The 15,599-nt window shown below is 66.9% G+C and carries 12 protein-coding genes and 2 pseudogenes; 12 read left to right on the top strand and 2 right to left on the bottom strand.

The window, feature by feature from the left end; all coding sequences use genetic code 11:
- The first annotated feature begins 65 nt into the window (after positions 1-65).
- From DQP56_RS24325 to DQP56_RS00135, 5 genes are all read left to right on the top strand, one after another.
- Complete coding sequence (locus DQP56_RS24325; RefSeq protein WP_133258856.1) at positions 66-797, top strand: hypothetical protein; 732 nt, start codon at positions 66-68, stop codon at positions 795-797.
- Between the two features lie 64 nt (positions 798-861).
- Positions 862-2,118, top strand: coding sequence for a helix-turn-helix domain-containing protein (locus DQP56_RS00150; protein ID WP_023861397.1), 1,257 nt, complete (start codon positions 862-864; stop codon positions 2,116-2,118).
- 22 nt (positions 2,119-2,140) lie between these two features.
- Positions 2,141-3,346 carry a tyrosine-type recombinase/integrase gene (locus DQP56_RS00145; RefSeq protein ID WP_003891614.1) on the top strand — a complete coding sequence of 402 codons (1,206 nt, stop codon included), beginning with the start codon at positions 2,141-2,143 and terminating at the stop codon, positions 3,344-3,346.
- Entirely contained in the window at positions 3,333-5,573 is a 2,241-nt protein-coding gene (locus DQP56_RS00140) for a tyrosine-type recombinase/integrase (RefSeq protein ID WP_083209307.1), read from the top strand. The genes DQP56_RS00145 and DQP56_RS00140 overlap by 14 nt, the downstream gene beginning before the upstream one ends.
- The gene (locus DQP56_RS00135; RefSeq protein WP_064867402.1) at positions 5,570-5,983 is read left to right on the top strand and encodes a DUF6262 family protein; all 414 of its coding nucleotides are present in this window, start codon (positions 5,570-5,572) and stop codon (positions 5,981-5,983) included. Before DQP56_RS00140 ends, DQP56_RS00135 begins: the two co-directional genes overlap by 4 nt.
- Positions 5,984-6,204: 221 nt before the next feature.
- Here DQP56_RS00135 and DQP56_RS00130 read toward each other — a convergent pair whose 3' ends face one another.
- Positions 6,205-6,897: a TetR/AcrR family transcriptional regulator gene (locus tag DQP56_RS00130; protein ID WP_064867400.1), complete on the bottom strand. Its 693-nt coding sequence runs from the start codon at positions 6,895-6,897 to the stop codon at positions 6,205-6,207.
- A 205-nt stretch (positions 6,898-7,102) separates the two neighbouring features.
- Between DQP56_RS00130 and DQP56_RS00125 the strand changes: the two genes are divergently transcribed.
- The 7 genes and pseudogenes from DQP56_RS00125 to DQP56_RS00100 all read left to right on the top strand — a co-directional run bounded on the left by DQP56_RS00125 (position 7,103) and on the right by DQP56_RS00100 (position 13,716).
- Positions 7,103-7,573, top strand: a complete 471-nt coding sequence (locus tag DQP56_RS00125; protein ID WP_112683146.1) for a PaaI family thioesterase — start codon at positions 7,103-7,105, stop codon at positions 7,571-7,573.
- Positions 7,570-8,259, top strand: a complete 690-nt coding sequence (locus DQP56_RS00120) for a TetR/AcrR family transcriptional regulator (protein ID WP_073909329.1) — start codon at positions 7,570-7,572, stop codon at positions 8,257-8,259. The genes DQP56_RS00125 and DQP56_RS00120 overlap by 4 nt, the downstream gene beginning before the upstream one ends.
- Before the next feature lie 74 nt (positions 8,260-8,333).
- Positions 8,334-8,726, top strand: a pseudogene (locus tag DQP56_RS00115) (DUF6188 family protein); the annotation flags it as partial.
- Between the two features lie 210 nt (positions 8,727-8,936).
- Positions 8,937-12,008, top strand: a complete 3,072-nt coding sequence (locus DQP56_RS00110) for an MMPL/RND family transporter (RefSeq protein WP_112683173.1) — start codon at positions 8,937-8,939, stop codon at positions 12,006-12,008.
- 484 nt (positions 12,009-12,492) lie between these two features.
- Positions 12,493-12,705, top strand: coding sequence for a hypothetical protein (locus DQP56_RS00105; protein WP_085266370.1), 213 nt, complete (start codon positions 12,493-12,495; stop codon positions 12,703-12,705).
- Between the two features lie 285 nt (positions 12,706-12,990).
- Positions 12,991-13,299 carry a hypothetical protein gene (locus DQP56_RS24320; protein WP_133056009.1) on the top strand — a complete coding sequence of 103 codons (309 nt, stop codon included), beginning with the start codon at positions 12,991-12,993 and terminating at the stop codon, positions 13,297-13,299.
- A gap of 135 nt (positions 13,300-13,434) precedes the next feature.
- Entirely contained in the window at positions 13,435-13,716 is a 282-nt protein-coding gene (locus DQP56_RS00100; RefSeq protein ID WP_085266371.1) for a hypothetical protein, read from the top strand.
- Positions 13,717-13,782: 66 nt separating this feature from the next.
- Here the strand turns inward: DQP56_RS00100 and polA are convergent.
- Positions 13,783-15,531, bottom strand: a pseudogene (gene polA, locus DQP56_RS00095) (DNA polymerase I); the annotation flags it as partial.
- Between the last annotated feature and the right edge of the window lie 68 nt (positions 15,532-15,599).

Raw genomic sequence — 15,599 nt, 5'->3', positions numbered from 1 at the left:
TGTAACCTATTAGGTCATGGGCAGCCAAAATTTCGCCGACTGCCGGCGGCGTGGCGCGACGTGGAGTGTGGGAAACCGGGGTAAATGTTTACCCCATGGAGCTACACGACGATCCTCAGCGGCTCGTGGAGGAACTCGTTCGCCAGCACGCGCAGGTTTTGGGCGAGGCGCACGGCGATCTGGCTGCGCGACATCCGGAAGTCCCGGATCGTTTTATCGATCAGGGCAGCCATGTCCGACCGATCACGGTGTCGTGCTCGGTTTTGGAAACGTTTCTGATGTCGCGGTTGCGGCGGCAGACTCCCAACTCGACTCTAAAAGTCAAGGCGGGCAACGGGATGGGGGTTCTTCTTGTCGACGAGAAGGGCTCACGGATTTATGTGCGCAAGCATCCGCGAAACCGGCGGACTGGTCAGCTGATCGACACTGTGCCGTTTGTGCCGGGTGGGGAGCAGTACAGCATCGAGGAGGTGTTGGGTCACCCGATCGGCGGGCAGGAGGGTATCGCCGAACCCCAGGCGTATCGGGAATATCTGTTGTGGTGGCCGGACGGTCGCGGGTTTTTCGGTGGTGCGGTGCTGGCGGCGGGGCTGCTGCTCGACAATGTGGAGGTTTTGTACGGCCGGACGCCGTTGCCCCCGCCGATCATGGAGGACCGCTCGTTCAACGTTGGTCTCGGCGAGGTCGGTCGGGATGGGTCGTTGGGGACTCGGCGCCGCGACGACGACTTCGTCGACGTCGACGAGGACGCCGCCCGCGAGCAGGACGAGGAGGGCGGTCCGCCGAAATCGTCGTAGCCGTCGTGCACAGTGTTGGGTGCATGTGGGTTTCCCAACCCGGTGACGTTGAATTGAGCGCACGATGATTGAGGTTTTTGGTGCACGGGTCCGGCAGGCCCGGTTGTTGAGGCGGATGACGGCGCGGTCGGTGGTGGCGGCCACAGGCTGGAGTACGTCGCGACAGTCCCAGATTGAGAAGTCGCCGACGGTGCGGCTCAACGACGGCGATGTTGCGCGGATGGCGGGGTTGTTCCGGTTTCCTGCAGCGTTTTTCAGCTCGGAGCCGCAGACACGGATCAGCGCGAACGAGTTGTTGTTTCGGGCGCCGAAGTCGATGACGGTGGGTGAGCAGGAGTTTTTGGCGACGTTCGCGTCGTTGGCTGGCGATTTCCTCGGTGAGCTCGACGGCCGATCGAAGCTGCCTCCGGTGAAGGTTCCGACGGTCAGTCCGGATGAGTTGGCGCACAGTTCGATTCCGGTGGCCGCAGCGCGTCTGCGTGAGGCGATGGGCCTGGAACCCGATGAGCCGCTTGATGATTTGATGTATGAGGCCGAGCGGCTGGGCGCTCCGGTGATTGTCCGGCGCCGGGTCGCCGGTGATTGGGAAAGCGAGTTCGCCGCGACCGGTGGGCGCTCTCGTGATGAGCGGCATTTGGGGTATTCCAGTTGGGTGGGCCGGTTGCGGGACCGCCCATTGTTGGTGCTACGGGATAGCGACTCGTGGGAGCGGACCCGGTTCACGGTCGCCCATGAGCTCGGTCATTTGGTGTTGCACAGTCACGCCTATTGCTCGGTCAGTGCCGCCGATGAGTTGGAGGCCAACCGGTTCGCGACCGAGTTGTTGGCCCCGGCAGGGGTTATCGCCGGTGAGTTGCCGCGGGTGTTGTCGCTGTTGAATCTGCGTCCGCTCAAAGACAAGTGGGGCCTGTCGTTGGGGTCGTTGATCATGCATCTGCGGGATTCGGGGCTGATCGCGCCGGACCGGGCGAAAATGTTGACCACCCAGCTGCATTCACGGATCAACCCGGCCACCGGGCATACGTGGGGTATGACGGAACCGGGGTGGGCTGACCGCGTCCCGGAGCGGCCGCGGCTGCTGCGCAAGTGGGTGGAGCGCTGTTACGGCGGCGCGTCGGTGCGGATGCTGAGCGCCCGGGAATCGATGATCTATCCCGCTGATGTGCTGGATTGGTTTTTGGCCACGCAGCGACCGGCGCCGGCGGCCGAGCATAGGCCGGTCGCGGCCAGTGTCGGCCATGGCCGCACCCCGGCCCCACCCGCTGCCGGTGGCTCCCAGGTGATCCGGTTGGACGATTTCCGCAACGGCAGGCCATCGTGAATATGGTGGGGTGCTACTGACGGTGGCACAGGTGCAGCGGGTGCGTTTTGTGGACCGACCACCCACCTACACGGTGGTCGGCGCCGACAAATTGCCCGTGGCCCCGGCGCGCGAGTACCTGACGTTTCTGCGTAACCAAGGGAGCTCGCCGAACACGTTGCGCGCCTATGCCTATGGGCTGGCGGCGTGGTGGACGGTGCTGGAAGGTACCGGTACGGCGTGGGATGATTTCCCCACCAGTCTGTTCGGCCAGTTCCTGGCCTATCTGCGTACCGGGGATCTGCCCGGGGTGGCCCGTATCGGTGAACCAAAGCAGAGATTGGCCGAGTCGTCGCTGCTGCCGCGCAGCGCGGCGGTGTTGTCGATGTACCGGTATTTCGCCGATGCCCATGACCTGGTGCGCCCCTACCGGCGGTTGTACGCCAGTCATGCTCGGACGTCCCGGCGGGGCCGCTATGCACCGTTTCTGGCCGGAGTCGGCCCGAGACGCGAACACGATGGGCCGATTCACCGGCTGCGCGGGCTGCAGCGCGCTGAAACACCGGTGCTGCTGCCCGTGCAGGTCAACGCGATCTTGGATGCGTGCAGTGTCCAGACAGTCTCGGGTGAATGGTCGGGCGGCGGGGCGGGGCTGCGTGATCGGTTGTTTTTCGCGGTGCTGGCCGAAACCGGCATGCGCATCGGTGAGGCGTTGTCGTTGCGCCACCATGACTTTGATATCGCCGGTGGTGGTACCCCGTCGATACTGGTGGCGGGCCGTGATGATCATCCGCACGGGGTGCGCGCGAAATCGGGCCCGCGCCGGATCTACATCGGCGACGATCTGGTCGCCCTCTACACCGAGTATGTGTGGCAGCTGGTGGCCGCCGGCGCGGATATCGCGGTCGGCGACCTGGCGTCGTGTTTCGTGTTCGTCAACCTGGTGCGCGGCGTGCGCTACGCCCCGCTGCGCCCGGAAACCCTCTACGACAAGGTCGATCTGATCACCGCCCGCCGCGCCGATGTGCTGCCTGAGCAGTGGACGCCGCACTGGCTGCGCCACACCCACGCCACCGCGCTGTTGCTGGCCGGGGTGGACGTGCACGTGGTGATGCGCCGTCTCGGGCACGCCGACGTGCAGACCACGTTGTCGACCTACGGCTGGGTGACCGCCGACGCGCAGATGCGCACGCTGGCCGAATGGAAGAACTATGTCGCCGGGTGGAAGGTGAACCGTGACGGCCAATGACAGTCCTGCACCGGCACACACAGCGCCCACCCATCGTGGCGGCGAGGATCGGTGGACGCAGCAGTGGCAACAGGTACCCGCGCACTGGCGCAACCTGGTCTATCACCTGGATACCGCCCCGGCCAATACGGTCTTCCAGCACAACCCGCGCTACCGGCCCACCCCGGACGGCCACGACTTCACCCCACACGGTGTGCCGCAACGGTTCTGCGACGAGCTCGCGTGGTGGGTGTGGCTGTGCGGACACGAAGAATGTCGCAAGATCGAACCGTCGCTGCTGAAATGGACCAGCGGCGCACTCAGTATCGCCGCCACCGACTACCACCAACGGCACCGGCGTCACCCGGCCAGTATTGCTGATCTGAGCGCCGAGGCCATCGTGCGCCACGGGGTGCGCGAGTTCGAGCGCCGCACCGGTCGGCTGCCCTCGGCTGGGTTTCGGCGCAACGTGGCCAGTTTCATCGAGCACCTGCACCTGTATGTGTCGGTCCGCTGCACCGACCGGTCATGGTGGTCTCATGACATCTGGGATCTAGACGCTGATCCCAGAATCCCGCAGCGTGAGCACGAACCCTGCCACGACCAGGTTGCCCGTCTCGGCGGGATCGAACCGGCCTGGCTGCGTGAAGGGGTGCGGTTCTGGCTGCGCACCTGTTTGACGGCTGAACTGCTGCGCTGGTCGTCGGTGATCGGCCGCACCCGCGGCATCACCCGCCACCTGGGCCCGTTCTTGGCTGAACGTGGGATCGATGATCCGGTGATCAGCACCGACCGGGCGGCGCTGCGGCTGTTGTTCACCGAGTTCACCGAGTACCTCAAATCACCGGCCGCGCGGGCCAAACCGGAGCGTCCGCTGTCGGCTGCGACGATCGCGGTCGTCCAGTCCAAGATCCAGATGTTCTACACGTTCATGGTGGACCATGCCGAGGAAGCCGCCGCGGCGACCGGGGATCCTCGCTGGAGCCGGTTGACCGACACCCATACCCGGTTGTGGGGTGCGGCGTTTCGCAGCCGACGCCGCAGCGGCGGCCGGGAGCTGACCTGGTTTTCGACCGCCGAACTGCAGCGGATGCTGTGCTATCTCGACGTGCTGGCCGCCGACGCGGGCAAACCGGTGGTCATCACCCACCCCGATTCCACCATCTCGGTCGTGTCCGGTCTCGGCGATCCGCAAGCGGCCCGGATCTGGCTGCTGCAAGCGTTGACCGGGCGCCGGGCCTCAGAGATTCTGATGCTCGACTTCGAGCCACTGCAACCGATCCCGGGCCACGACCGCCCCGCCGGAGCCACCGACGATCCCGACGGGTTCGTGGCCAAACTGCGCTACCAGCAGACCAAAGTCGACGGGGTGGTGCCCACCATCCTGGTCGAGCAGGCCGTGGTCAACGTGATCAGCGAACAACAAGACTGGATCCGGGCGCGCTACCCGCATTTGGACCCGAAATACCTGTTCCTGGGGGTGCGCTATCAGCACCAGGGTCAACGACCACGCAGCTATGACTCCTACAGCCGGATCCTCAATCGGCTCGACACCATCCACGGCCTCACCGACACCGCCGGCCATCCGCTGCGGTTCTCCCAGACTCACCGGCTGCGCCACACCCGGGCCACCGAGCTGCTCAACGACGGGGTGCCCATCCATGTGGTGCAGCGCTACCTCGGGCACGCCTCGCCGGCGATGACCCTGCGTTACGCGGCGACCCTGCAAGCGACGGCCGAAGCGGAGTTCCTGCGGCACAAAAAGATCGGCGCTCATGGCACCGACATCGCCATCAGCCCGTCTGACATCTACGACATGACCCAGCTCTCGGCGCGTACCGACCGGGTGCTGCCCAACGGGGTATGTCTGCTGCCGCCGGTGGCCAGCTGCGACAAGGGCAACGCCTGCTTGTCCTGTGGGCATTTCGCCACCGATGCCACCCACCTCGACGAACTGGTCGACCAACGCGCCAAGACCCTCAAGCTGATCGACATCCGCCGCGAGCAGTACCGTGCCCGCACCGGGCGCGAGCTCACCGACGACAACGTGTGGATCCACGAGCGTCGCCGCGAAATCGCCTCGCTGGATGCCATCCTCGACCGGTTCCGCCGCGACGACGTGACCGATGGCAGCGCGACCAGTGTCGCGGGAGCCGGTACCGCCAACCGGGCACCCACCATGCGCACCGCGACCCGGGGAAGCCACGAATCCGTGCTGCGCAAGGCCGACCCGGACACGCCGCGATGAGCCGACCCAAGCCGCCACCGCCCACCCAGAAGGCACTCGATGCGCTGGACCAATACCGCCGGGCCCGCAGCGATGAGAAGCGCCGCGACATCGAGAAGGCGATCGCCCACCTGCGCAAGACCAACGCCACCATCAACTTCTCCACCGTGTCCCGCCGCGCCAAGGTGTCCCGCAAAACCATCTACAAACACGACGACCTGGTGACCGTCATCGAGCAATACCGCGGCCGGCATACCGACCGACAACCGGCATCGACTGGCCGCGAAACCAGCATCCACGCCGCGCTGCGCCACAAACTCGCCGCCAAAGACAAAGAGATCGCCGCACTCAAAGCCACCGTCGCAGAACAACAATCAACCATCGAGCTGCTCTACGGCCAACTCGACACCCTGCACGAACAGACCCCCTGAGCCCGGTACGCCCCCCGAGGTGTGCTGCGGTCACGGCCTGGCCCGCCGTGACGGAGGCCTTCCCGGCCTCCTGGCCAACTCGTGAGTGCCCGCCCGTGCCCGTCGGCCCGATTGCCAGGTCATCGACAAGATTTGGCCCGGCGGGCTGTGGTGGGGAGATCTTTCCAGGGCGTGTCGGTGTCTGCCGATCGGTTGGTCGCTGAACCGGCGGCGGACCGGCGTTAGTCGGCGGTGACCGGCACACCGTTGTCGCCGGGCGGTGTGGGTGCGGTGGGGGTGGTTTTGCGCTGATGAGCGGTGAGGAAGTCGTCGACGATGCGGGTGGTGTCGTCGGGGGTCATGGTGTGCAGTCCGGTCATCCGGGCGAAGGCGAGCGGCCCGATGAGTTGACACAACGCGAGGTTCACGTCGAAGTCGTCGAGTTCGGCGCGGGCTTCTGCGCTTTGCAGGATGGCGTCGAAGGGTTGTCGGTATTGGTCGACGACGCGTGCGCGCAGCGTGCCGGCCGCGTGTTCACCGCCGGTGTGGTCGGTGGTTGCGGTCGGCCCGAGGGACAGCCAGGCCAGCATGGTGACGTGTAGCGGGGCGTCGGCGAACAGCGCCGCCTGACGGGTGAGCAGTTCGATGAGGCGTTCGCGCACCGTCCCGCCGGCCGGTGCCGGCGGGGTGACTTGGGGTAGCAGCCGTTCGAAGGTGGCCGCCAACAAGTGCGACGAACTGCCGAAGTGGCGGTAGAGGGTGGTTCGGGCCACCTTGGAGGCTTTGGTGACCGCCTCGACGGTGACGGCCTCGACACCACCGGTGCTGAGCAGCGCGGCCGCGGCGTCCAATAAGCGATTGCGGGACCGGGTGCGGCGGGGGTCGATATCGTCGTCGTCTTCGTCGTGGACTCGATCCGGCTGGCTGCTGCTCACACTCACTCTCCTCGCCGCTTCCCCCCTTTTATGGCCAACGGTTCCCGCCCGCCCGACACTTATGGTACCAACAGTAGCGTAGCGAAACTGGTCGTACTGGAGGTATCGGGTGTCCGAACACGTGCCGTGTCGGGATGAGGTACCCGACGGTGACCGTGGGGTGGGGTCACCCGCGGAACGGTTGCCCGCCCACACCCCGCACTGTATGGGCTGCGGCCCGGACAACCCCCACGGCCTGCAGCTGGTGGTGTACCGCTGCGGCGAGCAGGTGTATGCCGATGCGACCTTCGACGAACGCCACATCGGGGCGCCGGGATTGGCGCACGGCGGCGCGGTGGCGGCCGCCTGCGATGACGTGCTGGGCTTCACGTTGTGGATCGCCGGCACCCCGGCGGTGACGCGCAGTCTGACCGTCGAGTATCTGCTGCCGGTGCCACTGCACCAACCGCACCGGATCACCGCGCACATCACCGAGCGCAACGGCCGCGCCCTGCATGTCCGCGCGACAGGCACCGGCACCGACGGCGTCACCCGGTTCACCGCGAGCGCGGTGTTCGTCGTGGTGAGCACCGAGCACTTCGCCGCCCACGGTGATCTGGCGGCCTTCGATGGCGTGCTGGAACGGTTCACCCGCACCAACCGGGCCCACGCCGATCCGCACGACCCGGCACCGTGACCGCGACCGACACCGGCGCCCAACCCAAAAGCCAACAATCCCCGTCGGAGTCGCCGCCGGTGGCACCACACCCGACCGCGCCGCCACACCCGACCGCGTCGCCGCGTCCGCGCACGCCGACGCGTCACCGAGAGGCGATTCTGGATGCGGCGCTGGCGGTGGCCGCCGCGGGCGGGTATGAGGCGGTGCGGATGCGCACGGTAGCCGAGCGGGCCGGTATCGCGGTCGGCACGCTCTACCGCTACTTCCCGTCCAAGACCCACCTGCTGGTCTCGGCGCTGGCCCGAGAATTCGGGCGGCTGCAGGCCGCCCAGGACTGGGCCGCCACCGGCACGACACCTCAGCAGCGCCTGGATCGGCTGACCGGGTATCTGCACGACCGCTGGCAGCGCGACATCCCTCTCACCGAGGCCATGACACGGGCATTCGTCGCTGCCGACAGCACCGCGGCCGCCGCCCTCGACGAGGCCTCCGCGGTCATCGAGCGCCTGCTCGCCCACACCCTGGGCGGCGACACGCCCGGGCCGCTCGATCAGCCGGTCGCCGAGCTCCTCGCCGACATCTGGCTGGCGAACCTGACCGCCTTCATCGGCCGGCGGGCCTCGGCGGCCCAGACCCGTGACCGCATCGATCGGGCCAGCCGGCGCATCGTGGATCGCCTGGCCTCCCTCACCCCCAACAGTTAACGATACTAATAGTATCGCAGCGATACTTACCGTACCCTTCAGATGCGACCCAAAGACGTGTCGAAGGAGGCGCCATGTTCACCCAATGGATCGAAGACTGCGTCGTGCAACGCGTGTCGCTGCGCGACGGGTTGGTGTTGGACCTCGATGGCTACAGCGAGCTGGTGATTTCGCGTCCCCTGCGGCTGACGCTGCCGCCCGTCGGGGACTTTCCGGCCGAACAAGTGCTCATCGACCCCAACCGGGTCGCGGTGCACGAACGCCCGCTGCTCGACCTGGCCGGCGCGGTGTGCACGCACGCCCGATACGGCGATGACGGCGCGTTGCACCTGGGTTTTTCCCGCGGGCACCGCATCGATGTCGAGGCCGACGCGCACGCCACCGCCTGGGAGCTCTACGGCAAACGCCACGGATACATGGCCTGCCTGCCGCGTGGCCGGGTCCGGGTGGTCCGCCACGACATCCCCCGACGCCGACGACACCGACGCCGGCGTCGGCGCAGGTCACTAGCGGCCCCCATACGCGCCGCGCGGCCCCGGCGGACGCGCAGCGCGGCCCAGGCGGACGCGCAGCGCGAACCACGGTGGTACTGCTAGTAGCGTAGCGATACTGATAGTTCCTTTTCTTGGGTGGAGGGTGTAGTGACCGACAGCGATCCGGATGGTTCGGGCACCGCGATGAATGCTCGGCGGCGATACCGCCGTGCGGCCGAACCGGCGGATTCCAGCGAGTACAGCGCGCGGCTGGCGGCGCTGGCGAGGTTCACGGTGAGGCACAAGACGCTGGTGATCGGAGCCTGGCTCGGCGTCGCGGTGATGCTGGCACTGCTGTTTCCCCAATTGGAAACCGTGGTGCGCCAGCAATCGGCGGAGCTGCTCCCCCATGATGTGCCGTCGTTTCAGACAGTGGACCGGATGAGCGCGGCGTTCGGCGAACAAGGTTCCAAGACCATGGTGTTCGTCGCGATGGAAGACCCCGCCGGGCTGACCCCCGCGACGCGGGAGCGCTACGAGGACCTGGTGGCGCGGCTACGCGGCGACACCGCCCACGTCTTGCTGGTTCAGGACCTGCTGGCCGACCCGATCACCGCGACGCAGGCGGTCAGCACCGACCGCAAGGCCTGGTTTCTGCCGGTCGGGGTGGCCGGCACCCTGGGCGATCCCGCCGCCGCCGAATCCGTGCAAGCGGTGCGCGACATCGCCGCCGACGTGTTCGCCGGCACGTCAACCACCGCGTACGTCACCGGCCCGCCCGCCACGTTCAGCGACCAGATCGCGGCCGCCGAACACGACCTGGTGCTGATTTCGATCGCCACCGCCGGCCTGATCGCGGTGATCCTGCTCATCGTGTACCGCTCGGTGTTCACCGCGCTGCTGCCACTGCTGGTGATCGCGGTGAGCCTGGTCGTCGGGCGCGGTGTGCTCTCGGCCCTGGGCCAGCTGGGAATGCCGGTCTCGCAATTCACCGTGGCGTTCATGACCGCGATCCTGCTGGGAGCCGGCACCGACTACACGGTGTTTCTGATCAGCCGCTACCACGAACAGCGCCGCGCACAGGTGCCGCCCGAACAGGCCATCGTGCACGCCACCGCCAGCATCGGCCGGGTCATCCTGGCCTCGGCGGCCACCGTCGCCTTCGCCTTCCTGGCCATGGTGTTCGCTCAACTGAGCGTGTTCGCCGCCCTCGGCCCGGCCTGCGCGGTGGCCGTCATGTTCGGATTCCTGGCCACCGTAACGCAGCTGCCACCGGTGCTGGCGCTGGCCGCCCGACGCGGCATCGGCGACCCCAAACCCGACCGCACCCGCCGCTACTGGAACCGCGTCGCGGTCGCGGTGGTCCGCCGACCCGTGCCCCTGCTGATCGCCAGCCTGGTCATCCTGCTGACCCTGGCCGCGGCCACCACCACGATGAAGATCAGCTACGACGACCGCAAAGGCCAGCCCGCCACCACCGCCAGCAACCAGGGCTACCAACTCCTCGACCGCCACTTCCCCAAAGACATCGTCATCACCGAATTCCTCGTCGTGGAAAACCCCACCGACATGCGCACCGCAAAAGGGCTCGCCGACCTCGACGAAATGGCCTCCCGCGTCTCCCAGATCCCCGGCGTCACCACAGTGTCCGGCGTCACCCGCCCCACCGGAGCCCGCCTCGAACAAGCCCAACTCTCCTGGCAGAACGGCCAGATCGGCGACAAGATGGCCGGCGCCGTCGCCGACGGCAACGCCAGAAAAGACGACCTCACCAAGCTCACCGCCGGCGCCGACCAACTCGCCGGCGGCCTGGCCCAACTCGACACCACCCTGCGCACCGCCCTGACCCCCCTCACCGCGACACTCACCCAAGCCCAGTCCGCCGGCACCCAGATTCAACAGTTCCGGCCCCTGCTGCAACAACTTTCGGCCACCGCCCCCGCCGTCGACCGCGCCATCCAATCCGGTCCCGGGCTGCGACCCCTGGCCGAACAAGCCCAACACGCCATCGCCGTCCTCGACCCCCTCACCGGCGCCCTCAACACCTCCCCGTGGTGTGCCACCACACCCCAATGCGCCCAGATCCGCGACCAAGTCCAGACACTGGTGAGCTTGCGCGACAGCGGATTGTTCACCCAGATCGCCGAACTCGGCGATCGCTACAACCCCGACACCAACGCCACCGTCGCCGGAACCCTGGCCACCGTCCACACCGCGGTCACCTCCCTCGACAAAGCCTTCGCAACCCTCGGAGACCCCGCCGACCTCGCCGGCAACATCCGACGCCTCCAAGACGGCATCAGCCAACTCGCCTCAGGCGCCCAAGCACTGGCCACCGGCGTCCACGCACTGGCCGACAGCAACATCGAAATGCTGTCCGGGATGAGCCAGATCGCCACCCAACTCCAAAACGCCGCCCGCGCCACCGCCAACTCGGACTCCTCCAGCGGCTTCTACCTGCCCGCCAACACCTTCCAAAACCGCCAATTCACCGATATGGCAAAACAATTCCTCTCCCCAGACGGAAAAACAGCACGCTTTGCCATCGAAACCAGCCACGACCCCTACAGCGCCGAAGCAACCCGCCTCGCACACGAAATCACCGACGTCGCCAACGCCGCACGCCCCAACACCTCACTGCACCAAGCCACCGTCTCCGTTGCCGGGTTCCCCGCCGTCAACTCCGACATCCAACGACTGCTGCGAGCCGACTTCACCCAACTCGCCCTCGCCACACTGCTCATCGTCGGACTCATCCTCGTCCTACTACTGCGCGCCCTGCTCGCCCCGCTCTACCTGCTCGGCACCGTCGTGCTCAACTACCTGGCCTCACTGGGCATCGGCGTCCTCATCTTCCAATGGGGACTCGGACACGAAATCGCCTGGCCAGTACCACTACTCGCGTTCATCATCCTGGTCGCAGTCGGCGCCGACTACAACATGCTGCTCGTCTCACGACTACGCGAAGAATCAGGACACAACATCCGCGTCGGCGTACTGCGCACCGTCGCCAACACCGGCTCCGTCATCACCTCAGCCGGCCTCATCTTCGCCGCCAGCATGTTCGGCCTCATGGTCGGCTCAGTGGCCATCATGATCCAAGCCGGCCTCATCATCGGCTGCGGACTCCTACTCGACACCTTCCTCGTGCGCACCCTCACTGTCCCCGCCATCGCCACACTCCTACGCGAAGCCAGCTGGTGGCCCCAACGAGCCACCCACCGCCCAACAACCACCAGCCACTCCACACCACCACAACTAGCCACCCGCCATTAAGAACCAACACCCGCACCCACCCCCAACAAGTCACCGCACCCGTCACCGACGGCAGCCCGCCATGATGGCGGCGACGAAGCGACGGGCTCCCGAACCATCGCGCCAGCCAGACCGCACCAACCAACCCCTAACCGGAAACACCGGCAGCCCAGCCTGTTACCCATCACGCCAAGCCAGGCCAACTCGCCTCAGCGGGAACAACAGTGAACATCAGAATCTGACCCCAGATAACGAAGCTGTTCCGCCGTCAGCAATCACGCGGGCCTATGACCTCGACACCGGCGAGCCGGTTGTCCCGGTCGGCGGCCCGACGCAGTAGGGCCAGCGAGCTGGCGGTCCGGGACCGCGTAGAACACGGGCCGCGGGTGTCAGGCACCGTGCGTACCATCCGGGCGCACGGTGCGCCAGGGGGAGTGACGACAAAAGGGGAGGTCTCGTGGGTACGTGGGAGCCGAACGGGGGCTATGGATTTCGGCGATCGTATGTGCGCAAGTTGGAAGGCTTGGACCGAATCAGGGTGTACGTCGACTTTGAACAGTGGGACGACGAAGACGCGCCGCTCGAGTACCAGTGGCAGGTCAGCGATGGATCCTGCGGCAGGAAGCTCGACTACGGGTCGGTGGATGGCGATGCGGGTCTGGCCGCGGCGATGGCGGTTGCGGACGCGGCTGCCGCACGCCTGTTTCCCGGGCACTGAGGGAAATCGGGTGTCGTGCAGCATCCAGCCCGCATGGGGGCGTAGTCGCGCTGTGTAGTCGCGGCGTCGGGTCGGCTGAGGTGAACGCGGGCGCGCCACTGGTGGGCGGTGTGTCGGTTGTCGGGAGGGCAGTGGATGCGGTTGCGGTAGTGCCGACTTCGACGTGTCGCAGACCGAAATGGGCGGGCGTGGCGAGCAACACTGGATCGAGCTGACCAGGATGACCGGCTGGCGCAGCTGACCGATTGATTGGGAGCGTTCGAAACTGGGGGAGCAATGGGGGCAGTGAGAAAGGGGCAAGCCGAGGCAGTTCTGGCTGCGGTCGCAGCATGGCTGGGTGATCGTGGGTGGGGCGACGAACCGGGGGTACCGGTCCCGACCGGTCCGGAGGCCGCCAGGCGTGCGCTAGGTCCTGAGTTGGTGATGGACTGGGACTGGCCTGGCCGGCCGACGCCGTCGGTGCTGCTGGAAGGTGGGCCCGACTCCTGGGCCATCGAGGCGGCCTACGACACCAGCATCAGGCAGCGAGCCGAGGAGCTGGGCGTATTCCTCGAGCCCTACGCCGCCTACGCCCTGTGCATCTACCCCGCATAGGGGTCTCGGGCGTTTCGAAACTATCGCCGACGCGCTCGGAGGTCAGCGCCCACTCCGATCAGGCAACCGGTCGCAACAGCCACGACAAGTTCTTGGGGGATCATGAGCGACACAATTCGAGTCCGGGCTTCTCACGTGAGTGAAGATCAGGCCCGCCGCGACGTCGAGAGCGTATTCGCCGGCGGTGGCCGTGAGGTCGAGCCGGAAACCGCTGTCACCATCGCGTCGTGGTGGCAATCACCTGGGTCCATCGGCCATGTCCTGGCGGCTTTCGCCAGCGGGGCCGCGGTGTCCAAGAGTGATCTGCTTGATGACATCGCCGCCACCCGAAACGCCCACGGCTACCACACGTTCGACATGCTGCCCTCGGACAAGCGGGCACTCGATTGCCTGGGAACCTTCGTCATCAACGCCTAGTGGGTGGGCGAGCCTGACGCCGCGCCGGCCAGCACGGCTGGGCGCGGCTAATGGGCCCGCCGGCAACTAGTGTGCGGCGGCGTCCCAACTGCGCCCGTAACCGACCGCCACCTCCAGGGGAACGCTGAGCTCGTGGGCGCTGCCCATCTTGTCGCGCACGAGTGCCTCCAACGGTTCGCGTTCGCCGTCGGCGACCTCGAAGAGCAGTTCGTCGTGCACCTGCAGCAGCATCCGCGACCGCAGCCCGGAGGCCTTCAACGCCTGGTCGACGTTGATCATCGCGACCTTGATGATGTCGGCGGCGCTGCCCTGGATCGGGGCGTTGAGTGCCGCGCGTTCGGCGGATTCCCGGACCTGGCGGTTGCTGCTGTCGAGCTCCGGCAGGTAGCGCCGCCGGCCCAGCACGGTCGAGGTGTAGCCGTCCTTGCGGGCCTGCTCGACGACCTCGTGCAGGTAGTCGCGCACCCGCCCGAATCGCTCGAAGTAGGCGTCCATCTGCTCTTTGGCCTCTTCGGTGGAGATCTTGAGCTGGGAGGCCAGCCCGTAGGCGCTCAACCCGTAGGCCAGGCCGTAGGACATCGCCTTGACGCGGCGCCGCATATCCGGGGTGACCTCGTCGATGGGCACGCCGAAGGCGCGCGACCCGACGAACGAGTGCAGGTCCTCGCCGGTGTTGAACGCCTCGATCAGGCCCGCATCGCCCGACAGGTGCGCCATGATGCGCATCTCGATCTGGCTGTAGTCGACGGTCATCAGCTCCGTGTAGCCGGCACCGACCACGAAGGCGTCGCGGATCTGCCGGCCGGCATCGGTGCGGATCGGGATGTTCTGCAGGTTGGGTTCGGTAGAAGAAAGCCTGCCAGTCGCAGCGATGGTCTGATTCAGCGTGGTGTGGATACGGCCATCGGAGGCAACGGATTTCAGCAGCCCGTCGACGGTCACCTTCAGCCGGGTGACGTCGCGGTGGGTCAGCAGGTGGTCTAGGAACGGGTGGCCGGTCTTGTCGAACAGGGTCTGCAGCGCGTCGGCGTCGGTGGTGTAGCCGGTCTTGGTGCGTTTGGTCTTAGGCATGCGGAGCTGGTCGAAGAGTACGGCCTGCAGCTGCTTGGGTGAGCCGAGATTGATTCGCCGGTTACCGATCGCGGTGAAAGCGTTGAGCTCGGTTGTATCGATGGCAGCGCAGAGCTGTTCGTGCAGCTCGTCGAGCCGGTCGAGGTCGATGGCGATCCCGGTGCGCTCCAAATCGGCCAGTACCCGCTGCAACGGCAGTTCGATGTCGGCGAGCAGGGCCACGGAGTCGATGCGGGCCAGCTCGGCGTCCAGGGCGCCGGCGAGAGTCAGCACGGTCTGTGCGTGACGCAGCGCGGTGTGTCTTTCCGGTGCATCATGGCCGCCGAAGTCTGTCGGTCCGATCGTGGTGGCCGCGTGGTGCTGCTCCGGTAGGTAGTGCGCCGCGAGGTCGTCGAGGCTGACGCTGCGTTGCCCGGGCCGAACCAGGTAGGCGGCCAGGGCGGTGTCGCAGGTGACACCGTTTAGCGTCCATCCGCGCCCGGCCAGAGCGTGCATGGCCAGCTTCGCCTCGTGTAGCGCCTTGGGCTTGGTCGAGTCGGCAAGCCAGGCGCTCAGCGCGGCGTCGGCGTCGGTGGTCAGCGCCGCGGCGTCGATGTAGCCACCCTCACCGGCGGCGGTGGCGATCGCCAACCCGGTGGCGTCGCTGTCGAAGCTGCGGTGGCTGCCGATCACGGCCAGCCCGGCACGACGCCCGTCGGCGACGTGTTCGGCCAGCCACGCGGCGACAGCGCCTGGAGGCAGCGCGCTGCCGGTGCATGGGAAAGCGTCGGCGAGGGAGTCGTCGGGCGCTGTCGTCACCGCTCAACTGTAGG

Origin of the sequence: Mycolicibacter senuensis, assembly GCF_003284925.1 — a bacterium.
GTDB classification, from domain to species: domain Bacteria; phylum Actinomycetota; class Actinomycetes; order Mycobacteriales; family Mycobacteriaceae; genus Mycobacterium; species Mycobacterium algericum_A.
This window is presented reverse-complemented; position numbering and strand designations above follow the sequence as displayed.